Raw genomic sequence first — 22,961 nt, 5'->3', positions numbered from 1 at the left:
ACGACGGGGGACGCACGGCGAGAGCGTACCTTCCCTCGTCAGCGGCCGGTGCGGATCGGCACCGAGGCCGACGGCCTGGTCGCGGTGGGCGGGATCTTCTGGCTCTTCAACGCGAACGTCATCACTTTCTTGAATACCGGGGCTGCGACCTCTCCACCGTAGTGGGCTTTCTGAGGATCTTGCACGACCGCCAGGACCACCAGGCGTGGGGCGTCCGCCGGGGCGAAGCCGACGAACGTCGAGGTGTACCCGCAGTATCCCTGGCACTCGGCGTCGTAGCGCATCGCGGTGCCGGTCTTGCCCGCCACCCGGTAGCCGTCGATGGCGGCCAGGTTGCCGGTGCCCTCGGCGCCGACCGCGGCCTCCAGCATCCCGGCGACGTCCCTGGCGGTGCGCTCGCTGATCACCCGGGTCCGCGCGGCGGGCGCGGCCTGGGTGAACGCGCCCCGCTCGTCGGTGGTGCCGGCCACGATCGTCGGGGTGACGCGCACGCCGCCGTTGGCGATGGTCTGGTAGACGCTGGCCGTCTGCAGCGCGGTGACCGAGACGCCCTGGCCGTAGGCGATGGTGCAGCGCTGGCTGCCCGACCAGTTCCGCCAGTCGGGCAGCAGGCCGCCCTCCTCGCGGTACAGGCCGCTGCCCGGCTTGGCGCCGAACCCGAAGCGCCGCATCATCTCGTACAGCCGCTGGTCGCCGATCTTCTGCGCGGCCATGATCGTCCCGACGTTGCTGGAGGTCGCGACCACGCCGGAGAAGGTCAGCCGCTCCACGGGGTGCGGGTGGGAGTCGCGCAGCACCTGGTCGGCGCACCGGATGTTGTCCGGGACCCGCATGGCGGTGTCCGGCCGCAGCGCGCCCGACTCCAGGGCGGCCGCCGCGGTGATGACCTTGTTGGTGCTGCCCGGCTCGAACACGTCGGTCACGGCGCGGTTCACCCAGTTCTCGGGTGAGGTCCGCCGCCAGTCGTTCAGGTCGAGCTCGGGGGCGTTGGCCATGGCGTACACGCGGCCGTCGCGGGCGTCCATCACGATGACGCTGCCGGTGCGGGCGCCGGTGGCCTTCACCTCCTCGGCGATCGCCTGCTGGGCGGCCCACTGGATGTCGCGGTCGATGGTGAGCCGGACGTCCCTGCCCTCGACGGGCGCCTTGACCGTGCTGCGGGTCATCGGGATGCGCTGCCCGGCGCGGCCGGTCTCGATGATCTGCTCGCCGTCGCGGCCGGCGAGCAGGGTGTCGTAGGTGCTCTCCAGCCCGCTCAGGCCGTTCCCGTCGTCGCCGACGAAGCCGAGGAGGGTCCCGGCGAGGTCGCCGCCGGGGTAGTCGCGCACGTACCGGCTCCGGGTGCCGAGTCCTTTGAACTTGAGCTTCGACGCCCCCTGCATGATCCGCCCGGCCACGGACGGCTCCACGGCGGAGGCCAGCTTCTGGTAGCGGCTGCCGGGTACGGCGAGCTTGGTCGCGATGTCCTGCTTGGGCTGGCCCAGCTCCGTGGCGAGGAAGGTGGCCATCTGGTCGCGCACGGCCGGTTTGACCTCGGAGGGGTCGACGTAGACCTCGCGCGCCTCCCGGGTCAGCGCGAGCTCGTGCCCGGCCGCGTCGGTGATGGAGCCGCGACGGGCGGTCAGTTTCTCGCCCTGGACCCGCTGCTTGGCCGCCTCGGCGGCGTAGACCTTGGAGTCGAGGCCCTGGAGCTGGATGAGCCGCCCGGCGAAGATGGACAGCACGAAGGTCATCGCGATCAGGCCGACGCTGATCCGCCGGCCGGGGTTGCCCAGGCGCAGCGTCGCGGGCGGGCGCGCGGGCGGCCTGCCGCCGCCTCCGTTCCCGCCGGTCGCCGGGGCGGGCCGGGGCGGGCGCGCCTGGTCGCCGGCCGGACGGACGCGCGGCCGGCCCGCGGGACCCGCCGGCTCCTCGGGGCGCGGGGAGCGGCCCGGCCTGCGGGGTGCCTCGGGCCCCGGCGGACGACCGGGCCTGCCCGCCGCGCCGGCGGGGCCGGGCCTGCCGGTCGCGGGCCGGCCGGAGGCCGGGTGCTTCGCGGAGGCGGAGGACTTCGGAGGGGCGGGGGCTTCCCGGAGGCCGGACCGGTCCTGGCGGCCGGGGGCTTCGCGGAGGCGGATCCGGGCCGCCCGCCGCGGACGGGGCCGTCCCCGGTGTCGCGGGCGTCCCGGGCCGGCGACCCGGCGCGGGGCCTGCCCGGCGGTACGGCGGAGCCGCCGTTCCGGCCGGCGGAGGCGGATCCGCCCGCGCCGCCGGAGCGGGCGCCCCGGCCCCCGGCTCCCTCCGCGCGGGAGGGCCGCCCGGACGCGGACTCCGGGCGCGGGGAACGGCCGGATGAGCCCTCGGGGCGCGCGGGCTTGCCGGGCGACCGGCCGCGGGAGGACCCGCCCGCCCCGCCGGTCTCCTCGCGGCGCCCGGATCCCCCGGCGCGCCGGGGCCCGCCGGAGCGCCCGGAGGCGTCCGGGCGCCGGCCGGAGCCCTCCGGGGACGGCTGCCCGCCGGCCGGGGAGGACCCTCCCCGGCCGGCGGGGCCTTCCTGCTCGGGGCCGCCCCGGCCGGACGTCCCCTTGGAGGCGTCCGGGCCGCCCGGTCTGCCGGGCCGGCCCGGCCCCTTCGGGACCCGGCGGCCGGATCCTCCGGCGGGGCCGCCGGAGCCGCCGCGGCCCGGGCCGGAGCCCCGCCCGCCGGTCTCCCTCACCTGCCCGTGCCCTCCACCCGCTCGCGCGTGACGGGCGCCTGGCCCTGGCCGGCGGGCCGGCTGTCGATCGTGCGCATGCTGTCCCAGTCGCGGTCCAGGCCCTGCAGCCCGGCTCGCTTGGCGAGCTCTTCGGGCATGCCGAGCCGGGCGTTCTCGTTCTCGCGGTCCGCCTTCTGCAGTTGGAGCCTGCTGATGCCGTCGCGCAGTTCGTTGAGCCGGTAGGAGTCCTGGGCGAGGACGACGTTCAGCAGAAGCAGGCTGACCAGCCCGCCGCAGAGGAGGCCCACCACGAGCAGCACGAAGGGAGCGCGCGGCGGCCTGCCCTGCCGGGGCGGCCGTGCCGTACGGGCGGCGGAGGGCCGGGCGGCGGATCTGCTCGGCGCGGACCTGCTCGGCGCGGACCTGCTCGGCGCGCGCTTGGCGGGCGCGGCCTTGACGGGCGCGGCGGGCTTGACGGGCTTGACGGGCGCGGGCTTGGCGGGCGCGGCGGACCGGCCCTGAGCGGGCTTGGCGGGTTCGACGGGCCGACTCGGGGCGGGCGCGGGCTTGGCGGGCGCGGCGGCCCCGCGTCCCCGCGGCACGGCGCGGGAGACGCGCCCAGGCCGCGCGGCGCGGCCCGGCGCGGCGCGGACGTCTGTGTCACTCCTCGTCAACTGCCTCACGGATCCTCTCTGCAGCCCGGCACCGGGCGGAGGCCGCCCGCGGGTTGCGGGCCACCTCCTCTTCGCTCGGGAGTTCGGCACCCCTCGTCAGCAGCGCGAACCGCGGCTGGTGGGCCGGCAGCGGGACCGGCAGCCCGGGAGGGCTGGTGTCCCTGGTCCGGGCCGCCAGGACCTGCTTGGTCAGCCGGTCCTCAAGGGAGTGGTAGGCGAGCACCACCACGCGCCCGCCAAGCGTCAGGGCGTCGAGCGCCGCGGGGAGCGCACGTTCCAGCGCCGTCAACTCCGCGTTCACCTCGATCCTCAACGCCTGGAATGTTCTCTTGGCCGGGTTGCCCCCGGTCCGTCGCGTGGCGGCGGGGATCGCCGTACGGACGATCTCCGCGAGCCGCTTGGTAGACGTTATGGCCTCGTTGCCCCTTTCTTTGATGATTAGGCGCGCGACACGCGGGGCGAATCGCTCTTCGCCGTAATCCCGCAGGATCCGGATGAGCTCGGCGGCCGGGTACGTGTTGACGACCACCTCGGCCGTCAGCTCCTGGTCGGGGTCCATCCGCATGTCCAGGGGCGCGTCGTAGGAGTAGGCGAAGCCCCGCTCGGCCTCGTCGAGCTGGGGCGAGGAGACGCCCAGGTCGAACAGGACGGCGTCGACCCGGGGCCGGCCCAGCCGGGCCAGCACCTCGGGCAGTTCGTCGGAGACCGCGCGGACCAGGGTGATCCGGTCGGCGTACGGCGCCAGCCGGGCGGTGGAGCGCTCGATGGCGGCGGGGTCGCGGTCGATGCCGACCAGATGCAGCGAGGGGTGGGCGGCCAGCAGCGCCTCGGCGTGGCCGCCGAGGCCGAGATTGGCGTCGACCGCCACCGGGTCCGGACCCGCCAGCGCGGGGGCCAGCAGTTCGAGCACGCGATCGAGCATCACGGGCACGTGGCCGCCCGGAGCCGCGCCCGGGCCCGGAAGATCGGACATGTCGTTGTCAGCGCGCATGAAGCGCAAACCCCCTCTTGCCGCATCGCTCGCGGATGTGCGGCGACGCTCACCGGTGTTCCTGCTGGCCCCCACCACGGGCCGCCCGGCCAGGTCCCCATCCGCACCCGCGTGCCGGCCCGTCACCTGACACCGGGGAAGGTGCATCAGCTGACGGGCGCGTGGTTGCGGGTGGAGACCTCGCCGAACGACTTTCTCACCGATGAGTCGACCGTGGAGTCACAAGATCCCTGGCAGCACCTCCTCCGACAGGTCGGAAAAGGCCTGCTCCTGCTCGGCCAGATAGGCGTCCCAGGCACCCGAGGCCCAGATCTCCAGGCGGGTGTTGGCGCCGATGACCGCGCAGTCGCGGCTCAGGCCGGCGTACTCGCGCAGGGACTGCGGGACGGTGATCCGGCCCTGCTTGTCGGCGACCTCGTCGGACGCGCTGGCGAAGAGGACACGGCTGTAGTCGCGGACCGCCTTGGCGGTCACCGGCGCGGTGCGCAGAGCCTCGGTGATGCGCCTGAACTCCTCTACGGGAAAGACGTAGAGGCAGCGCTCCTGGCCTTTGGTGATCACCAGACCCTCCGCCAGCTCCTCGCGGTACTTCGCCGGCAGGAACAGCCGTCCCTTGTCATCGAGGCGCGGATGGTGAGTGCCGAGGAACACCGGCCCCACCTCCCGTGCCTTGCGGAGGGCAGACCACTTTCGTCCCTGCTCTCCACTGCGCACCACCATACTCCACTTCTCTCCACCGTCAACTGATTCCGCATCTCCCGGCGATCGACTTCGGTGAAGAAATCCCAGGTCAGGAGGGGTGGAGCGGAGTGGAGGGGGTGGGCGGCCCCGGCACGTCACGGGCGTGTCGGGAAGACGACCCATGGCCGAACGATCATGAAATCGGCGGACCGGCGGGGATCCGCCGCGGACCCGGCGCGGCCGAGAGCCCGAAATGAGGTTTCATGCCCACATTGGGTCGCCGGGGAACTTCCGACATCGTAATGTCGGTACCCACAATGAAAAGGGGCGCTAAAAGCCCCGAAATATGACCCCCGGCGCAAAACCGCCGCACCCTCATGGAGGCCTGGTGGCAGTAACCCATGACGTCCCTCCCCGGCTCGACGAGCTGGTGGTCACGGCCCAGCGGATCCACCAGGCGATCGAGTCGGTGATCGAGGGCAAAGGCGACGTCGTCCGCCTCACCCTCACCGTTCTCCTCGCCGAAGGCCATCTGCTCATCGAGGACGTGCCGGGAGTCGGCAAGACCATGCTCGCCAAGGCGTTGGCGCGGTCCATCGACTGCCCGGTGCGCCGGATCCAGTTCACCCCCGACCTGCTGCCCAGCGACATCACCGGCGTCAGCGCCTACAACCAGCAGACCAGGGAGTTCGAGTTCAAGCCCGGACCGGTGTTCGCCAACATCGTGGTGGGCGACGAGATCAACCGGGCCTCGCCGAAGACCCAGTCGGCGCTGCTGGAGTGCATGGAGGAGCGCCAGGTCACCGTGGACGGCTCGACCTACGTGCTGGACGGTCCCTTCATGGTGATCGCCACCCAGAACCCCATCGAGATGGAGGGCACCTATCCCCTTCCCGAGGCGCAGCGCGACCGCTTCACCGCCCGGATCGCGATGGGCTACCCCGAGGCGAGCGCCGAGCTGGAGATGCTCGACGTGCACGGCGCCGCCTCCCCGCTGGACAAGCTGGAGCCGGTGGCGACCACCGCCGAGGTGCGGGCGCTGATCGACGCGGTGCGCGCCGTCTACGTCTCCCAGTCGGTCAAGAAGTACGCCGTCGACCTGGTGACCGCCACCCGCACCTCCCCCGACCTGCGGCTGGGCGCCTCCCCCCGGTCGACCCTGCAGCTGGTCCGGGCCGCCCGGGCGCACGCCGCGCTCTCCGGCCGCGACTACGTCATCCCCGACGACCTCCAGGAGCTGAGCGTCCCCGTGCTCGCTCACCGGCTGCTGCCCAGCGTCGAGGCCCAGGGCCAGCGCCGGATGCCCGAGCAGGTGGTGGCCGAGCTGGTCCGGCGGGTGCCCGTCCCCGAGGCCCCGGCCAAGTGACCTCGGGACTCAGGGCTCTGACGTCGCGCGGCCGGTCGTTCATCGCCTCCGGCCTCGCGGCGATGCTGTGCGCCGTCGCCCTCGGGGAGCAGGACCTGCTCAGGATCGGCGTGCTGATCGCCGCCCTGCCGCTGCTGGCGGCCGTGGTGGTGGCCCGCACCCGCTACCGGCTGAGCTGCGCGCGGCGGCTGGACCCGCCCAGGACCGAGACCGGCACCGACGCCACCGTGACGCTCCGCCTGGAGAACATCACCCGGTTGCCGACCGGCCTGCTGCTGATCGAGGACACCGTCCCCTACGCACTCGGGGCCCGGCCCAGGTTCATCCTGGACCGGGTCGAGTCGCGCGGCATCCGGGAGATCGACTACCGGGTGCGGTCCGACCTGCGCGGCCGCTTCCCCATCGGGCCGCTGACGGTCCGGATCAGCGACCCGTTCGGCCTGGTGGAGCTGACCAGGTCGTTCACCATCAGCGACACCCTCGTGGTGACCCCACGGGTGGTGGCGCTGCCGCACGTCCGCCTCTCCGGCGAGTGGAGCGGCGGGGGCGAGAGCCGTACCAGGAGCGTCGCCGCGGCGGGCGACGACGACGTCGCGCCCCGCGAGTACCGGCAGGGCGACGACCTGCGGCGGGTGCACTGGCGCTCGACCGCCCGGTACGGCGAGCTGATGGTGCGGCGCGAGGAGCAGCAGTGGCAGAGCCGCGGCGCGCTCCTGCTGGACACCCGCAGGTACGCGCACCGCGGCGAGGGCCCCCGCTCGTCGTTCGAGGTGGCGGTCTCGGTCGCGGCGTCCATCGGGGTCCACCTCGCCCGCGAGGGGCTGGGCCTGCGGCTGGTCACCGACCAGGGCGCCCAGCACCTGGACGACGTCGGGGCGAGCTGGTCGCTGCTGGACGCCCTGGCCGTGGTGCGCACCGGCTCCGCCCGCTCGCTGGAGTACGGCGTGGGCGCGCTGCGGCAGGGCGGCGGCGACGGCCTGGTGGTGGCCGTGCTCGGCGGGATCGACGTGGAGCAGGCCGAGGCCCTGGCCCGGCTCAGGCACGGCAACATGACCGGGGTGGCCGTGCTGCTGGACGTGGCCGGGTGGGAGCGCCCGGAGCTCGGTTCGAACGAGGAGTACCGGGCGGCGCAGGCCGTCCTCGCCGGGGCGGGCTGGCGCGTCGTGCGCCTGCCGTCCGGTGTCTCGATCGCCGACGTGTGGCCGGAGGCCGGGCAGCGCGGGCGGTTCGCGACCAGTGGAGGTGCCGCATGAGGCTTCAGGGACGGTTCGCACCCGGCGGAGGCACCGCCGGGGCTTGTCGGGCGGTCCGCGACCGGCGGACGCACCGTATGCGACGGTTCGTAGCCGGTGGAGGCGCCGTATGAGGCTCACCGCCGCGGCGGGCGTGGCCACCGGAGCGGTCGCGATCGCCCTCTACCCCCTGTTCTCCGGCGGCGCCTGGTTCTGGTCGAGCCTCGGGGTCATCCTGGTGGTGACCGGGACCGGCCTGCTGGCCGGCCGCTACACCCTGCCGAACCGGCTGGTGCCGCCGCTCCAGCTGCTGGCCGTCCTGATCTTCCTGACCGCGGCCTTCGCCCGGGAGCAGGCGTGGGGCGTCCTGGTGCCCACCGTCTCGTCCGTGCGCGCGCTGGGCGGGCTGCTGGCCACCGGCTTCACCGACATCCAGCGTTACGCCGCCCCGGTACCGCCGAACCCCGGCATCGTCCTGCTGACCTGCGGCGGCGTCGGCCTGATCGCGATCGTCGTCGATCTGCTGGCGGTCCGGATGCGCCGGGCCGCGCTGGCCGGGCTGCCGCTGCTGACGCTGTTCACCGTCCCGGCGGCGGTGATCGCCGACCCGATCAACTGGCTGGCGTTCATCATCGCGGCCGCCGGCTACCTCGGGCTGCTGGCCGCCGACGGGCGGGAACGGATCAGCCACTGGGGCAAGGCCGTGCTGGTGCGCCGGGCCCCCTCCTTCGTCGCGCCGAGACCGTCCGACGCCGAGGCGGGGACGCTGCGCATGTCGGGCAAGCGCATCGGCTTCGCCGCGGTCGCGCTGGCCGTCCTGGTGCCCGCGTTCCTGCCCGCCCTGGAGCCCGATCCGCTGTTCGGCTTCGGCGTGGGCAACGGCAGGGGGCGGGGCGGCAACTCGATCAGCGTCTCCAACCCGATGGTCAGCATGCGGGGGCTGCTGTCGCTGCCGGACAACTCCACCGTGCTGACCTACACGAGCAGCGACGGCCTGTCCCGCTACCTGCGGACGTACGCCCTGGACATCTTCGACGGCGAGCAGTGGACGATGTCGGATCCGCACGGCCGCCCCGAGGACCGCACCTCGGAGGGACCGCTGCCCGCGCCGCCGGGGCTCGCCCCGGCCACGCCGGTCACCCGCGCCACCACCACGATCGCGGTGAGCGAGGACGTCAGGGGCATGAGCTTCCTGCCGCTGCCGTATCCCGCGGGCCGGGTCGACATCGAGGGCGACTGGCGGCCCGACCGGGACACGCTCATGGTGTTCTCCACCAGCGACACCGCCAGGGGGATGACCTACCGGGTCACCACCGCCGAGCCCAACCCCACCGCCGAGGCGCTCAGGGCGGCCGGGCCCCCGCCCGCCTCGGTCGGCGAGCGTTACCTCCGGCTGCCCGCGGACCTGCCGCGGGAGGTCCGCGCGCTGGCCAGGCGGGTCACGAAGGACGACGCGGGCCCGTACGAGAAGGCGGTCCAGCTCCAGGAGTTCTTCACCAAGGAGGGCGGCTTCACCTACAGCCTCGCCACGCGGGGGCACACCGGCTCCGCGCTGGCGGACTTCCTGCTGCGCAGCCGGACCGGTTACTGCGAGCAGTTCGCCGCCTCGATGGCGGTGCTGTCCCGGGTCCTGGGCATCCCCGCCCGGGTCGCCATCGGCTACACCGGCGGCACCAACGTCTCCGGCGTCTGGCAGGTGCGCGCCCACGACTCGCACGCCTGGCCCGAGCTGTACTTCGAGGGGACCGGCTGGCTGCGGTTCGAGCCCACCCCCGCCGGGTCGGCGGGCCAGGGCACCGCGTCGGTGCCCGTCTACACCCGCCCCCAGGTGAACACGGGCGACTCCGACGGGCCGGACTCCACCCCGGAGACGGGTTCGGGCGGCACGGACACGCCGCGCGACCCCTCGGCCCGCTCCCGCGACGACCGGACGCTGCAGCGCGACCTCACCGGGGTGCCGGTCGCGGTGGACGAGGGGGTGCCGGTCGCCGCCTGGATCGGCCTCGGCCTGCTGGCCGTGCTGCTGGTGGCGCTGGTGCCGGCGGCGCTCCGCTGGGAGTTGCGCTCCCGGCGCCGCAGGTCCCTCTCCCGGGACCCGTCCGGGGCGCCCGGCGGCCCGTCCGCGCCGGCGCCCGCCGGGGCGGCGGAGGTCCGGGCCGGCCGCGGCGCGCCGGAGGGGCGGTCTCGGCGGCCTGGGCCGAGCTGGACGACGCCCTGTGCGACTACGGCATGGGCCGGCTGCCGAGCGAGAGCCCCCGCGCGCTGGCCGGGCGGCTGGCCGGGCAGCACGGGTTCGACGCCGACGAGACCGCCGCGCTGACCAGGATCGCCACCCTGGTGGAGCGGATGATGTTCGCCCGGACCCCCGGCGAGACCGGCCCGCTGCGGGAGGACCTGCGTCTGGTACGGCGGGCGCTGGCGGCCCGGGTGACGCGGGGCCGGCGGATCCGCGCGGTGCTGCTGCCGCCGTCCACGCTCCTGCGGATACGCCGGACGGGCGGGCGCCTGCTGGAGGCCACCGAGCGGCTGGAGGGCGCACGGCTGCGGCTGACGGCCAGGCTGGACGGCCTGACCGGCGGGCGGCTGACCGGCCGCGTCTGACCACCGGATCGGAACGGGCCGCCTCCCTGACGGAGGCGGCCCGGACGGACCCTAGCGATCATCGTGCCGGCGGCGCCAGCGTTCCTCCATCCGCTCCATGAAGGTCTGCCGGGGCCCCGGGCGGTGGCCCGCCCGGCCCCTCTGCCGGCCCGGCTTGGCCCCTGGAGCGTCGCCGAAGCCGTTCATCCTCTTCCAGCTGGACAGACCCCAAAGACACGCGGCGAGCATGACCACGAAACCGCCGACACCGATGGGGATCTTGTTGATCACGACGCCGACCATCAGCAGGGCGATGCCGAGGACGAAGCCGATGGAGGCTTTCACCAGGCGGCGCCGGTAATGGCTGCGCGGGTCACTGATCCTGACGGTGTTGGCCCACTTCGGGTCCTCGGCGTAGAGGGCCTGCTCGATCTGGTCGAGCAAGCGCTGCTCGTGCTCAGAGAGCGGCACGGCGCCTCCCAAGGACAGCCCCAGGACGGGGAAGACGGTGACGGACGACACGGGGTGTCCGAACCTCGCGGTCGGTTATCCCCAGAATACGAGGCTGTAGACGTAGACGAAAGAAAACGTCCAACGTAGTCCAAACCGGAGGTGACGTCATAGATCTATTTCATCAAACGGAGGGCGGACAAGAGAAGCCGGGAGCACCACATCTCGTCCGAACCTGCGGGCCGCCCGGTCCATGGCCCGCTCCGCCTCCCGCCAGCCCTTCTCCCGCTCCCCCAGCCCGAGCTGCCGGGGCGTCTCGGCGGCGGGGCGGAGGTTCTCCACCCGCACCCCGACCAGCCGCAGCGGCGTCCGGCCCAGGCCAGAGGCGGTGTACAGCTCGCAGGCGACGGTGTAGAGGTCATGGGCGACGTCGGTGGGCTCCCGCAGGGTCCGCGACCGGGTGATGGTGCTGAAGTCGGCGCGGCGGAGCTTGACGCTGACCGTGCGGCCCACGTGGCCGCCCTCGCGCAGCCGGGCCGCGACCCGCTCCGACAGACGCAGCAGCTCTCGGCGGATCTCCACCGGGTCGCCGACGTCTGTGGCGAACGTCTCCTCGGCGCCGATGCTCTTGTCGGGCACGTCGGCCCGCACCGGGCGCGGATCGCGCCCCCAGGCCAGCTCGGCCAGGTGCGTCCCGACCGCCTGGCCCAGCTCGCGCCGGAGGGCGTCGACCGGGGTGTGGGCGAGGTCGCCGACCGTCTTGATGCCGAGCCGTACCAGGGAGCGCTCGGTGCGCTCGCCGACGCCCCACAGGGCCGCGACGGGCAGGGGGTGGAGGAAGCTGACGACCTCGTCGGCGGGCACCACCAGCAGGCCGTCGGGCTTGCAGTGCTGGGAGGCGAGCTTCGCCACGAACTTGCTGCCGGCCACCCCGACGGAACAGGTGATCCCGTGCTCCCGGACGACCCGCTCGCGGATCGCCGCGGCGATCACGGCGGGGCGGCCGAGCCGCTTGCGGGCCCCGCCGACGTCGAGGAACGCCTCGTCGGAGGCGATCGGCTCCACGTCGGGGGTGATCGAGCGGAAGATCTCCATGACGCCGCGGGAGACCTCCGCGTACTTGTGCCGGCTGGGCGGGATGACCACCGCCCGGGGGCAGAGCCGGCGGGCCCGGGTCATGGGCATCGCCGAGTGCACCCCGAACCGCCTGGCCTCGTACGTCGCGCTGAGCACCACGCCCCGCGCGCCGGGGTCGCCGATGATGACGGGGACGCCGCGCAGCTCGGGGCGCTCGCGCAGTTCGACGCTCGCGTAGAAGGCGTCCATGTCGACGTGCAGGATCGGGCAGCCGGTGTCGTCGGTGCCGAGCGCCGGCCCGGGACGTGGCACCTGCTGTTTCCTCGACACCCCGCCATCCTATGGGAACAGGCGTTCGGCACAACCCTCATCGGTGGCCGAGGACGTGCAGCTGGGTCGCGATGTCCCGGAGCACCGGGTGCGCGGCGGCCGCCTGCTCCAGCGCGACCAGCGCGCGCGCCGCGCCCGGCTCGCCGTCGAGCAGCCGGCTGGGCACCAGGTCGGCGAAGATCCGCACGCCGTGGGCGTCGCCGGGGTGAACCCGGCCCCGGCGAGGAGCCCGGACAGGGCCTCGCGGGTGAAGCGGCGGGGCGTGGGGTCGCGGTCGCCCCAGCGGCCCTCGGGATCGCCCAGGACCTCGCGGGCCTCGTCGAACCGGCCGGCGACCGAACGGTGCAGCGCGGCGGCGACCGGGTTGGCGGCCAGCACGCTGATCACGCCGCCCGCGCGCAGCAGGCCGCCCATGGCGGCCAGCGCCCCAGCCGGGTCCTCGACGTACTCCAGCACGCTGTGGCACAGCACCAGGTCGGCGGAGCCGGCCGGGAGCAGGTCACCGAGGTCGGCGGCGTCGCCCTGCAGGGCGCGCACGCCCACCCCGCCTCCGCGGCGCGCCGCTCCAGGGCCGCCAGCGAGTCGGGGCTGGGGTCGACGACCGTGACGGCGTGCCCCAGCTCGGCCAGCGGTACGGCGAAGCCCCCCGTGCCGCCCCCGGCGTCGACGATGTCGAGCCGGTCCCGGCCGGTGGCGGACGACCGTTCGGCGAGCACCGCCCGCAGGACGTCCCAGACCACGGCGGTGCGGACCGCCGGGGTACCTGACTGCCGTGAAGTGCCTACGGCGCGCAACTTCGGATCGCCTCCCTCTGGCCGGTGACCAGCCCAGCCTACGGCCGCGCCCGCGCGCGGCCCCCGGCGGCCCTCCGGGGAACCGGGGGCGGCGGGGGTCGCAGGGGCCGGCCGGAGCCGGGCCCTACAGCGCCAGGGAGGGCTTGAGCTGCTTGAACCGCGCCATCAGCCCGTTGACGAACTGCGGCGACTCGTCGGTGGACAGCTCCGAGGCCAGACCGACCCACTCGCTGATGACGACGCCCTCGGGGACGTCGGGCATCCACAGCAGCTCGTAGGTGCCGCCGCGCAGCAGGTTGCGGTCGACCGCGGGCATGCGGTCGAGGGTCCAGCCCTCGGAGTACGTGGTGATCAGCTCGTCGATGCGGTCACGGTGACGGCACACGCCCTCGACGATCGCCGCGGTGTACTCGTTGACCGGCGGGTCGGCCCGCTCCAGGCGCTCCGCGAGGATCTTGAGAGGGTCCTCGCCGCGCGCCTCCGACTCGAACAGGATGTCGAGCGCGCGCCTGCGCGCCTTACCGCGTGCCGACATCAGGCGCGGCCGAGGTAATCGCCGGTGCGGGTGTCGACCTTGACCTTCTCGCCGGTCGTGATGAACAGCGGCACCTTGATCTCGGCGCCGGTCTCCAGCTTGGCGGGCTTGGTGCCGCCGGTGGAGCGGTCGCCCTGCAGGCCCGGCTCGGTCTCGGCGATGGTCAGCTCGACCGCCGCCGGGAGCTCGACGTACAGGACGTTGCCCTCGTTGATCGCCACGGTGGCGAGCATGTTCTCCAGCAGGTAGTTCGCGGCGTCGCCGACCGCGACCCTGGAGACGTTGAGCATGTCGTAGGTCTCGGTGTCCATGAACACGAACTCGTCGCCGTCCATGTAGGAGAACTGCATCTCCCGCTTGTCGACGTTGGCCACCTCGACCTTGACGCCCGCGTTGAAGGTCTTGTCCACGACCTTGCCCGACAGGATGTTCTTCAGCTTGGTGCGGACGAACGCACCACCCTTGCCGGGCTTGACGTGCTGGAACTCCACGACGGTCCAGAGCTCGCCGCCATCGAGCTTGAGCACCAGGCCGTTCTTGAGGTCGTTCGTCGTCGCCACTAGTTTCTCCTGCGTACGGCCGCTCTTAAAGGACAAGCAGCTCTTTGGTCGTCCGTGTGAGAAGTTCCGGTCCGTCATCACGTGTCACGAGCGTGTCCTCGATGCGGACGCCGCCCCTGCCAGGTATGTAGACCCCGGGCTCAACGGTGACCGGTACTCGATCCTCTAGTCTAGCGTGCCCGCGCCCTGGCTCGGTCTTCGCGGCGGCCGGGGCCGGAGACAGGAACGGCACCTCGTGGATCTCCAGTCCGACGCCGTGCCCGAGGCCGTGGCCGAAGTGCCCGCCGTGGCCGGCCTCGGCGATGAGGTCGCGGGCGGCGGCGTCCACCTCGCGGGTGGCGGCGCCGGGCCGTACGGCCTCGCGGCCCGCGCGCTGGGCGGCGCGGACCAGGTCGTACAGCTCGCGCTGCCAGCCGGCGGGCTCGCCGATCGCCACCGTCCGGGTCATGTCGGCGTGGTAGCCGCCGTAGCGCGCCCCGAAGTCCATCGTGACGAGGTCGCCGCGGGCGAGGGGCCGGTCCGAGGGCGAGTGGTGCGGGATGGAGCCGTTGGGCCCGCTCGCCACGATCGTGGCGAAGGCGGGCGCGTCGGCGCCCAGGTCCGCCATGAGGCGTTCCAGCGTCCGGGCGACCTCCCGCTCGGTCAGGCCGGGCCGCAGCGTGGGAAGCAGTTCGGCGAACGCCCGGTCGGTCAGCTCGCACGCGGTGCGCAGCAGGCCGATCTCCTCCTCGTCCTTGACCCGGCGCACCGACTCCACCAGGCCGGACAGCCGCAGCAGGTCCCCGCCCAGCGTGAAGTAGACGTCCGCCGTCATCCGGTGGGCCTCGACGGCGAGGCGGCCGGGCGGCGAGCCGTCCAGGGCGGCCGTGGCCAGGGCCCCGGTGACGTCGCGGTCCTCGATCACCTCGACGTCGGGGCAGACCCGCCGGGCGGTCTCGGCGTAGCGGGAGTCGGTGGCGAGCGCGGCGCGGGCGTCGGCCCGGACGAGCAGGGCCGCGTTGGAGCTGTCCAGGCCGGTCAGGTAGCGGACGTTGACGCCGCCGGTGACCAGGATCGCGTCCGCCTCGCAGGCGGGGAGCAGGGCCGCCAGGCGCTCGCGGCGCCGGGCATGGGTGACGGTCATTAAGGCATGGTATTGCCCGTTTCACGATTCTTCCCGTGCCACCCGGCCAGACTTTCCGCGCCACCCGGCCGGGACGGGGCACGCGCCGTACGGATCACGGCGGGCAGGGGCGAGGCGGCCCCCGTACGGGCGCGCCGTACGGATCACCGGCGGGCGGGGCGGGGCGCCCGTACGGGCATCCGGCGCGGAACGCGCGGAGGGCGGGCCCCGGTGGACCGGGACCCGCCCTCAGGCGTGGGGCGTCAGGCCGGAAGCGGCTCGGCTCCGCCGCGGCCGCGGCCGGGAGTGGGGGCGGGAGCGGGCGCCTCGTCCAGCGGCTGCGGCGGGGCGTTGAGGACCGCCTCGTCGAGCCTGCCCTCGGAGCGGGCCACGATGACCGGCACGACCATCTGGCCGGCCACGTTGGTGGCGGTGCGGATCATGTCGAGGATCGGGTCGATCGCCAGCAGCAGGCCGACGCCCTCAAGCGGCAGGCCGAGCGTGCTGAGGGTGAGGGTGAGCATCACGATCGCGCCGGTCAGGCCGGCGGTGGCGGCGGAGCCGACCACGGAGACGAACGCGATCAGCAGGTAGTCGCCCACCCCGAGCGGGACGCCGAACACCTGCGCCACGAAGATCGCGGCCAGGGCCGGGTAGATCGCGGCGCAGCCGTCCATCTTGGTGGTCGCCCCGAACGGCACGGCGAAGGAGGCGTAGTCGCGGTCCACGCCGAGGCGCTCGGTGGTGACGCGCTGGGTGAGCGGCATGGTGCCGACCGAGGAGCGGGAGACGAAGGCCAGCTCGATGGCGGGCCAGGCGTTGCGGTAGAAGGTCAGCGGGCTGACCTTGCCGGCGAGGGCCAGCAGCAGCGGGTAGCTGACGAGCAGGACCAGGGCGCAGCCGATGTAGACGCCCGCGCTGAACTTGGCGAGGGGGGCCAGCAGGTCCCAGCCGTAGGTGGCGATGGACTTGCCGATGAGGCCGGCGGTGCCGATCGGGGCCAGCCGGATGATCCACCACAGGGCCTTCTGGACCAGCTCCAGGACGGACTGGCCGAGGTCGAGGAACGGCTTGGCCTTCTCCCCCACCGCGATGGCGGCGGCGCCGAGGACGGCCCCCAGGAAGACGATCTGCAGGACGTTGACCTCGGTGAAGGAGGTCACGATGTTGGTCGGGATGATGCCGGTCAGGAAGTCGACCCAGGTGCCGGCGCCCTCCAGGTCGGGGGCCTTGGCGCCCGCCGTGGAGATGGTGACGCCCTGTCCCGGGTTGAGCAGCAGCCCGAGGCCGATGCCGAACGCCACGGCGATCAGCGAGCTGCCCAGGAACCACAGCAGCGTCTTGCCGGCCAGCCGGGCGGCGCCGTTGACGTTGCGCAGGTTGGCCACGCTGACGATGACGGCGGTGAAGACCAGCGGCGGGACGGCCAGCTTGAGGAGCTGGACGAAGATCTTGCCGACCTCGGTCAGGGTGGCGGTGAGCCAGGCGACGTCGCCGGCCCGGGCGACGAAGCCGAGGACGATGCCGACGGCCAGACCCAGCAGTAGTTGCAGGGAGAAGGAGAACTTCTTCATGAAGAGACTTTCGGAAAAAGGCACGCCGGAGCGGACACGGTCGTGCCGGTGAGGAAAGGGGGTGATCGAGGGTGGACCGGGGTCAGCGACAGAGACGGCTGCTGGTGCGGCACAGATCGACGTGCAGCCGCTCGACGAGCCACACGATCACCGGAGAGAACCTCACGAGGGGGTAAAACCAGCCGGTTCGCCCCATGATTCCCCCTTTCTCTGTGATCCACCTCACATTTCAGGAAAGATCAGAGGGTTTGTCAATGACCGGCGCGGAACGGCGGGCCCCCGGACGCGAGAAGGGGGCCGGCCTGAGCCGTGCCCCCTTCCGGGAAAAGACGCGCGGGGTCAGGACGCGAGGTCCCTGACCTTCTCGATCAGCCGGACCCGCTCGGCGTGCGTGCGGCCCAGCGGGGCGACGTTGATCGTGGTGACGCCCGAGTCCCGCATCACCGCCAGGCGCTCGCGGACGTGGCTCTCCGGGCCGATCAGCGACATCTGCTCCAGCAGCTCCCCGGGGACGAGCGCGGCGGCCTCGTCCTTCTTGCCGTCGAGGTAGAGGTTCTGGATCTGCTCGGCCTCCTTCTCGTAGCCGTAGCGGCGGGCGAGGTCGTTGTAGAAGTTCTTGCCCTTGGCGCCCATGCCGCCGATGTAGAGGGCGGCCATCGGCCGGCCCAGCTCCAGCCACTCCGACACGTCCTCGCCGATGGCCAGCGGCGCCTGGGCGATGACGTCGAGCTCGCCCAGGGCCGGGTCGCGCCTGGCCTTCCCCGCGGCCAGGGACGCCCCCCAGACGTCGGCGGCCTTCTCCGGCATGTAGAAGATCGGCTCCCAGCCCTCCGCCAGCTCCGCGGCCAGCTCGACGTTCTTGGGCCCGATGGCGGCGATCACGATGGGGATGCGGTCCCGGACCGGACGGTTGATGATCTTCAGTGGCTTGCCCAGGCCGGTGCCCTGGTCCGCGGGCAGCGGGACGTTGTAGTACCTGCCCTCGTAGGTCAGGCGCTCGCGCCTCCAGACCCGGCGGCAGATCTCCACGACCTCGCGGGTACGGCCCAGCGGCGCGGTGTACGGCACGCCGTGGAAGCCCTCGATGACCTGCGGCCCCGAGGCGCCCAGGCCCAGGGTGAAGCGGCCGTCGGAGACGTAGTCCATGCCGGCGGCGGTCATGGCCAGCAGGGTCGGGGTGCGGGAGTAGATCGGCAGGATGCCGGAGGCGATCTGCAGCCGTTCCGTCCTCGCCGCGATGTAGCCCATCTGGCTCACCGCGTCGAAGCTGTACGCCTCGGCCACGAAGACGATGTCGAGCCCCGCCTTCTCGTAGTCGGCCAGTTCGGCCACCGTCTCCTTGAAGCCCCCCGAGTAGTTCAGGGCCATGCCGATGCGCATCGTGAGATCGTCCTTCCGCACGCGTCCGGGTCCGCCCGCGGGCCCCGCCGGCTTACGTGGTCGCCCGGGCGGCCTCGGGAAACCGAATGATGTTCCGCTGCCTTCACAGGACAGGCTATCGACTCACCGGCCGGCCACCAAGCGCCCCCCTTCGCGCCGCGAAGCCGGTAGCGTACGCGTTCCGGGGGCAGTGGAGGATCATGGTCAAGCGGGCGGGGAGCAGCGCAGTGCTCGAGCGGATGATCATCGTGTTGGCGGGGGCGCTGGCCCTGGTCCTCGGCGGCCACGGGCTCCTGCCGGACCTCGGCGGGTTCACACCGGTGCTGGAGAGCGGGCTGCCCTGGCTCGGCGTCGCCGTACCGCTCCTGCTGCTGGGCGCGCTGCCGGCCCGCTCGTGGAAGGCCGTCGCCGCCGCGCTGGTCCCGGCGGCCGTGTGGGGGGTCATGTTCGGCCCCGCCCTGCTGCGCAGGCCGCCCGGCGGGCCGAGCGACCTGTCGGTCGCCACGCTCAACGTGGGGGTGACCAACGCCGCCTCCGGGCGGGCCGTACGGGCGCTGGCCGAGGGCAGGGACCTCGTCGCCGTGCAGGAGCTCACCCCGGGCGGCCCGGCGGCGAAGGCGCTCGGCGAGGCCCTCCCGTACCACTACCAGGTCACGACGGTGGGCCTGTGGAGCCGGTTCCCGATCATCGAGGCTCGCAAGGCGGACATCGGCCTGGCCTGGGCGCGGGCGCTGCGGGCCGTGCTGAGCACCCCCAAGGGCAGGGTTACCGTCTACGTCATGCACCTGGCCTCGGCCCGTCCCGGCGAGACGGCCATGCGCGACAAGAACCTCTCCTACGTCCGGCGGATCATCGACGCCGACACCAGCCGGCGCCTGCTCCTGCTCGGCGACCTCAACACCGCCACCACCGACCGCAACCGCTCCGGCCTGGTGCCCCCGCTGCTGGACGCCCAGCAGGAGGCGGGGTCGGGGCTCGGCTTCACCTGGCCGGCGTCCTTCCCCGTCACCCGGCCCGACCACATCCTCTACCGCGGCCTGGTCGCCACCGGCGCGGCGGTCGAGGAGGCCGCGGGCAGCGACCACCGCGCGGCCGTGGCCACCCTGCGCTTCTAGGTCACCGCTCCCGCAGCGCCGACAGGTCGGCCGGGGTGTCGATGTCGGCCGGGTCGCCCACGTCGTCGCAGGCCACCGCGACGACCAGTTCGGGGTGGGCCCGCAGGAACGGCCGGGCGCCGACGTCGCCGGTCGCCATCGCGGCGACCCTCCCGAAGTGCTCCCTCGCGATCAGCACCGGGTTCCTCGGCGCCCCGCCGTAGGCCGCGACGGCCACCGACGCGCCCTGCCGCGCGGCCCGGATCAGCCGCCGCACCGCCTCCGGGCCGACGAACGGCTGGTCCACCAGGGCGATCACGACCCGCTCGGCGTCGTCCGGCAGCGCGGCCAGGCCGGCGCGCAGGGAGGAGCCCATGCCGGTGCGCCACCGGGGATTGCGCACCGTCACCGCCCCGCGCACCTGTGCGGTCGCGGCCCCGAGCACGACGACCACCGGGTGGCAGCCGCCCTCGCGCAGCGTCCGCACCCCGCGGTCGACCAGCCGCTCGCCCCGGAACTCGACCAGCACCTTGGGCGTGCCGAGCCGCGAGCCCGCCCCGGCGGCCAGCAGCAGCCCGGCGGTGAGCGGCTCGGCGGGTCCGCCCGCCCCGTGGATCCACGGGTCCGGGGGCTCCGGAGTCCCCGGGGCGCCCGGGGTCCCTCGGGTCACCGCCTGACCCCGTCCCCGTGGATGCGCCCGGAGCCGCCGGTGAGCGGCCGTCCCGAACCGCCCCAGCGCAGCTGGACCAGCTCGGCGGCGATGGAGACCGCCGTCTCCTCGGGGGTCCGCGCGCCCAGGTCGAGCCCGATCGGCGAGCGCAGCCGCGCCAGCTCGGCCTCCCCCAGCCCGGCCTGCCGCAGCCGCTCCAGGCGGTCCTCGTGGGTACGGCGCGAGCCCATCGCGCCGACGTAGCCGGCCGGGGTGCGCAGCGCGACCTCCAGCAGCGGCACGTCGAAGCGAGGGTCGTGGGTGAGCACGCAGATCGCGGTGCGCTCGTCCACGGTGATCGAGGTCAGGTAGTCGTGCGGCCACCTGACCACGACCTCGTCGGCGTCGGGGAAGCGCCTGGCCGTGGCGAAGACCGGCCGGGCGTCGCAGACGACCACGTGGTAGCCGAGGAACTTGCCGATCCTGGCCACCGCGGCGGCGAAGTCGATCGCGCCGAAGACCAGCATCCGGGGCGGCGGGGCGAAGGAGTGCACGAAGACCGCCAGGTCGTCGAGCCGCCGCTCGCCGTGCGGGCCGTACCGGCGGATCCCGGTGATCCCCTGGGCGAGCATGCCGCGGGCGTCGTCGTCGACGGCGTCGTCCAGCCGGTCCCCGCCGAGGGAGCCGGAGGCCCGGTCCGGCCAGACGATCCGGCGGGCGCCGGTCCGGCCGGGCCCGGACAGCACGGTCGCCACCGCCACCGGCTCGCGGGCGGACACCGACCCGGCCACCTCCCCCAGCTCGGGGAACGCCTCGCGCGAGACCGGCTCGACGAACACGTCGAGGATGCCCCCGCAGGTCAGACCGGCCGAGAAGGCGTCGTCGTCGCTCACGCCGTACCGCTGCAGAACCGGGACGCCGGAGGCGGCCACCTCGCGGGCCAGCTCGTAGACGGCGCCCTCGACGCAGCCGCCCGAGACGCTGCCCTCGGCCTCCTCGCCGGACACGGCCATGGCGGCGCCCGGCGGGCGGGGCGCGCTGCGGAAGGTGCTCACCACGGTGGCCAGGCCGAACGTCTCACCGGCCGCCCACCACCGCACGATCTGCGACAACACATCACGCATGAGCCCCTCCCAGGAGCGCGGCCAGTTCCTCGAACGCCGCCAGGCTGTGCCCGGCGACGAAGTCGTCGACGTACGGCAGGGCCGCGCGCATCCCGGCGGTGAGCGGCCGGTAGCCCTCCCGCCCCCGGTGCGGGTTGACCCAGATCACCCGGTGCGCCACCCGCGACAGCCGGGCCATCTGCGCGCCCAGCAGCGAGACGTCGCCGCGTTCCCACCCGTCGGAGGCGATGACCACGGTCGCGCCGCGGGCGTCGTTCAGCGCGAGGAGCCGGCGCAGCTCCTCCCCCAGGCGGGTGCCGCCGCTCCAGTCGGGGACGGCGCGGGACACGGCGTCCATCGCGGCGGCCGGGTCACGGCGGCGCAGCTCGGCGGTGACGCGGGTGAGGCGGGTGCCGGCGCTGAACACTTCGGTGGCCCCGGGCTCGGTGGCGACGAGGGCGTGGCCGAAGCGCAGCAGCGTGTCGGCGTAGGGGGTCATGGAGCCGCTGACGTCGATCATCAGCACGACCCGGCGGGGCCTGGTGCGGTGGACGCGGCGGCGCAGCCGGGCGGTCTCCCCGCCGCGCCGCAGGGTCTCGCGGATCGTCGCGGCGGGGTCGAGCCGTCCGCGCCGCGACGGCCGGGACCGCCGCGACCTGCGCCGCTCGCGCCCGGCCCGGAGCAGGGCCAGCAGCCGGTGCACCTCGGCCAGCTCGGCGGCGGTCAGCCTGGCCACGTCCCGGTTGCGCAGCACCTCCAGCTCGCTGGCGCCGGCCGGCCGCGCCGCGGACTCGCGCTCGCCGCCGTCGCCGGACTCGCCGGCGAGGGTGGCGACGTGCCGGGTGACGGTCACCGTCGCGGACCGGGCGGGACCCGCCCGCAGGCCCCCGAAGTAGGCCGCGAACACCCGGTCGTAGCGGGGCAGGTCCTCGGCGGAGGCGCACAGGGTGAGCCGGCCGGCCCAGTAGACGTCCCCGGGCCGGGCGGCGTCCAGGTGGGACAGCGCGCGCAGCAGCCCCTGGGTCCTGGCGTGGTCGGCGGGGACCCCGGCGGCCCGGAGTGTCCGGGCGAAACCGGTCATGACGGCGACCAGGTCGCGGTCGGCCGGATCACGGCCGCCCGGATCACGGCCGCCCGGATCACGGTCGGCCGGATCACGGCCGTCAGCGGCGGAGGTCATCGAACAGCCCGTTCCCGAGCGCGGCCTCGTGGTCCTCCCGGTGCTTGAGCAGGGCGCCGAGCGTGGCGGCGGCCAGGGCGGGGTCGAGGTCGCGGGCGCCGAGGGTCAGCAGGGCCTCGGTCCAGTCGAGGGTCTCGGCGATCCCCGGCGGCTTGACCAGGTCGGCCCCGCGCAGCCGCCCGGCCGCGCGGGCGACCTGCCGCGCGAGCGCCTCGGAGCAGGCGGGCAGGCGGCGCAGCAGGATCTCGACCTCGCGGTCGAAGGAGGGGTGCTCCAGCCAGTGGTAGAGGCAGCGCCGTTTCAGGGCGTCGTGCACCTCGCGGGTGCGGTTGGAGGTCAGCACGACGACCGGGGGGCGCTCGGCGCGGATCGTGCCGAGCTCCGGGACGGAGATCGCGAAGTCGGAGAGCACCTCGAGCAGGATCGCCTCGAACTCCACATCGGCCCGGTCGACCTCGTCGATCAGCAGCACGCTGGGCCAGGTCTCGATCGCCCGCAGCAGCGGCCGGGCGATCAGGAAGCGCCGGTCGTAGACCTCCGTCTCCAGGCGGGCCGGGTCGGCGGCCCCGCCCGCCTCGGCGGCCTTGAGGTGCAGGAGCTGGCGGGCGAAGTCCCAGTCGTAGAGGGCCTGGGGGCCGTCGAGGCCCTCGTAGCACTGCAACCTGATCAGCGGCGCGTCCAGCACGGCGGCCAGGGCCCTGGCCAGCTCGGTCTTGCCGACCCCCGCCGCGCCCTCCAGCAGCAGCGGGCGGCCCATCCGCAGCGCCAGGAAGGCGGCGGTGGCCAGCCCCTCGCCGGCGAGGTACGCCTGCCGGTCGAGCAGCCCGGCCAGCTCGCCGGGCGAGCCGAGGTCTGACACGTCGGTCGTCCGCACCACATCAGGCTACGCCCGCCCACCCGTTTCCAGGGGTTCCGGCGGTGTCCGGTTCCGGCGG

General features: G+C 74.0%; 20 protein-coding genes and 1 pseudogene. 5 read left to right on the top strand and 16 right to left on the bottom strand.

Annotated elements, in window-relative coordinates; genetic code table 11:
- Window positions 1–38: 38 nt before the first annotated feature.
- The 4 genes from ACQP10_RS12255 to mraZ all read right to left on the bottom strand — a co-directional run bounded on the left by ACQP10_RS12255 (window position 39) and on the right by mraZ (window position 4,990).
- The gene (locus tag ACQP10_RS12255) at window positions 39–1,733 is read right to left on the bottom strand and encodes a peptidoglycan D,D-transpeptidase FtsI family protein (protein ID WP_346020321.1); all 1,695 of its coding nucleotides are present in this window, start codon (window positions 1,731–1,733) and stop codon (window positions 39–41) included.
- Between the two features lie 958 nt (window positions 1,734–2,691).
- Window positions 2,692–3,348 carry a hypothetical protein gene (locus ACQP10_RS12250; protein WP_433541384.1) on the bottom strand — a complete coding sequence of 219 codons (657 nt, stop codon included), beginning with the start codon at window positions 3,346–3,348 and terminating at the stop codon, window positions 2,692–2,694.
- On the bottom strand, window positions 3,335–4,339 hold the full coding sequence (gene rsmH / locus ACQP10_RS12245; protein ID WP_346020323.1) for a 16S rRNA (cytosine(1402)-N(4))-methyltransferase RsmH: 1,005 nt from the start codon (window positions 4,337–4,339) through the stop codon (window positions 3,335–3,337). Before rsmH ends, ACQP10_RS12250 begins: the two co-directional genes overlap by 14 nt.
- Window positions 4,340–4,558: 219 nt before the next feature.
- On the bottom strand, window positions 4,559–4,990 hold the full coding sequence (gene mraZ, locus ACQP10_RS12240; RefSeq protein WP_346020324.1) for a division/cell wall cluster transcriptional repressor MraZ: 432 nt from the start codon (window positions 4,988–4,990) through the stop codon (window positions 4,559–4,561).
- 376 nt (window positions 4,991–5,366) lie between these two features.
- Between mraZ and ACQP10_RS12235 the strand changes: the two genes are divergently transcribed.
- From ACQP10_RS12235 to ACQP10_RS12220, 4 genes are all read left to right on the top strand, one after another.
- The gene (locus ACQP10_RS12235; protein WP_386151042.1) at window positions 5,367–6,386 is read left to right on the top strand and encodes an AAA family ATPase; all 1,020 of its coding nucleotides are present in this window, start codon (window positions 5,367–5,369) and stop codon (window positions 6,384–6,386) included.
- A complete protein-coding gene (locus ACQP10_RS12230) occupies window positions 6,383–7,639 on the top strand; it encodes a DUF58 domain-containing protein (protein WP_389998102.1) in 1,257 nt (418 codons plus the stop codon). The genes ACQP10_RS12235 and ACQP10_RS12230 overlap by 4 nt, the downstream gene beginning before the upstream one ends.
- Window positions 7,640–7,748: 109 nt before the next feature.
- The gene (locus ACQP10_RS12225) at window positions 7,749–9,938 is read left to right on the top strand and encodes a transglutaminaseTgpA domain-containing protein (RefSeq protein WP_433541383.1); all 2,190 of its coding nucleotides are present in this window, start codon (window positions 7,749–7,751) and stop codon (window positions 9,936–9,938) included.
- Entirely contained in the window at window positions 9,848–10,219 is a 372-nt protein-coding gene (locus ACQP10_RS12220; RefSeq protein WP_433541382.1) for a hypothetical protein, read from the top strand. Before ACQP10_RS12225 ends, ACQP10_RS12220 begins: the two co-directional genes overlap by 91 nt.
- Window positions 10,220–10,270: 51 nt before the next feature.
- Here ACQP10_RS12220 and ACQP10_RS12215 read toward each other — a convergent pair whose 3' ends face one another.
- The 8 genes and pseudogenes from ACQP10_RS12215 to ACQP10_RS12180 form a co-directional block, all read right to left on the bottom strand.
- Entirely contained in the window at window positions 10,271–10,669 is a 399-nt protein-coding gene (locus ACQP10_RS12215; RefSeq protein ID WP_346020328.1) for a DUF3040 domain-containing protein, read from the bottom strand.
- A 147-nt stretch (window positions 10,670–10,816) separates the two neighbouring features.
- The gene (gene dinB, locus ACQP10_RS12210) at window positions 10,817–12,055 is read right to left on the bottom strand and encodes a DNA polymerase IV (protein ID WP_433541381.1); all 1,239 of its coding nucleotides are present in this window, start codon (window positions 12,053–12,055) and stop codon (window positions 10,817–10,819) included.
- 37 nt (window positions 12,056–12,092) lie between these two features.
- Window positions 12,093–12,849 (bottom strand): annotated as a pseudogene (locus tag ACQP10_RS12205) (methyltransferase domain-containing protein).
- Between the two features lie 124 nt (window positions 12,850–12,973).
- On the bottom strand, window positions 12,974–13,384 hold the full coding sequence (nusB, locus tag ACQP10_RS12200; protein WP_179818426.1) for a transcription antitermination factor NusB: 411 nt from the start codon (window positions 13,382–13,384) through the stop codon (window positions 12,974–12,976).
- Window positions 13,384–13,944, bottom strand: a complete 561-nt coding sequence (gene efp, locus ACQP10_RS12195; protein WP_179818427.1) for an elongation factor P — start codon at window positions 13,942–13,944, stop codon at window positions 13,384–13,386. Before efp ends, nusB begins: the two co-directional genes overlap by 1 nt.
- A gap of 25 nt (window positions 13,945–13,969) precedes the next feature.
- Window positions 13,970–15,067, bottom strand: a complete 1,098-nt coding sequence (locus tag ACQP10_RS12190) for a M24 family metallopeptidase (protein WP_433541380.1) — start codon at window positions 15,065–15,067, stop codon at window positions 13,970–13,972.
- A 242-nt stretch (window positions 15,068–15,309) separates the two neighbouring features.
- Window positions 15,310–16,620 (bottom strand): dicarboxylate/amino acid:cation symporter, encoded by a 1,311-nt coding sequence (locus ACQP10_RS12185; RefSeq protein ID WP_346020331.1) that lies wholly within the window; start codon window positions 16,618–16,620, stop codon window positions 15,310–15,312.
- A 339-nt stretch (window positions 16,621–16,959) separates the two neighbouring features.
- Entirely contained in the window at window positions 16,960–18,000 is a 1,041-nt protein-coding gene (locus ACQP10_RS12180) for an LLM class F420-dependent oxidoreductase (RefSeq protein ID WP_179818430.1), read from the bottom strand.
- 227 nt (window positions 18,001–18,227) lie between these two features.
- Between ACQP10_RS12180 and ACQP10_RS12175 the strand changes: the two genes are divergently transcribed.
- Window positions 18,228–19,115 (top strand): endonuclease/exonuclease/phosphatase family protein, encoded by an 888-nt coding sequence (locus ACQP10_RS12175; RefSeq protein ID WP_179818431.1) that lies wholly within the window; start codon window positions 18,228–18,230, stop codon window positions 19,113–19,115.
- A gap of 1 nt (window position 19,116) precedes the next feature.
- On the opposite strand, the gene ACQP10_RS12170 is transcribed toward ACQP10_RS12175, so the two are convergent.
- The 4 genes from ACQP10_RS12170 to ACQP10_RS12155 are packed head-to-tail and all read right to left on the bottom strand — an operon-like array spanning window position 19,117 to window position 22,900.
- Window positions 19,117–19,710: a nucleotidyltransferase family protein gene (locus ACQP10_RS12170; RefSeq protein ID WP_346020935.1), complete on the bottom strand. Its 594-nt coding sequence runs from the start codon at window positions 19,708–19,710 to the stop codon at window positions 19,117–19,119.
- A 50-nt stretch (window positions 19,711–19,760) separates the two neighbouring features.
- Window positions 19,761–20,867, bottom strand: coding sequence for an XdhC family protein (locus ACQP10_RS12165; protein ID WP_179818432.1), 1,107 nt, complete (start codon window positions 20,865–20,867; stop codon window positions 19,761–19,763).
- Window positions 20,860–22,026, bottom strand: a complete 1,167-nt coding sequence (locus tag ACQP10_RS12160; protein WP_433541379.1) for a vWA domain-containing protein — start codon at window positions 22,024–22,026, stop codon at window positions 20,860–20,862. The genes ACQP10_RS12165 and ACQP10_RS12160 overlap by 8 nt, the downstream gene beginning before the upstream one ends.
- Window positions 22,010–22,900, bottom strand: a complete 891-nt coding sequence (locus ACQP10_RS12155; protein ID WP_346020335.1) for an AAA family ATPase — start codon at window positions 22,898–22,900, stop codon at window positions 22,010–22,012. Before ACQP10_RS12155 ends, ACQP10_RS12160 begins: the two co-directional genes overlap by 17 nt.
- Window positions 22,901–22,961: the final 61 nt, after the last annotated feature.

Origin of the sequence: Streptosporangium sandarakinum (genome assembly GCF_050942225.1) — a bacterium.
Classification (GTDB): Bacteria; Actinomycetota; Actinomycetes; order Streptosporangiales; family Streptosporangiaceae; genus Streptosporangium; species Streptosporangium nondiastaticum.
The sequence above is the reverse complement of the archived record's forward strand: the minus strand, read 5'-3'. Positions and strand labels throughout refer to the sequence as shown.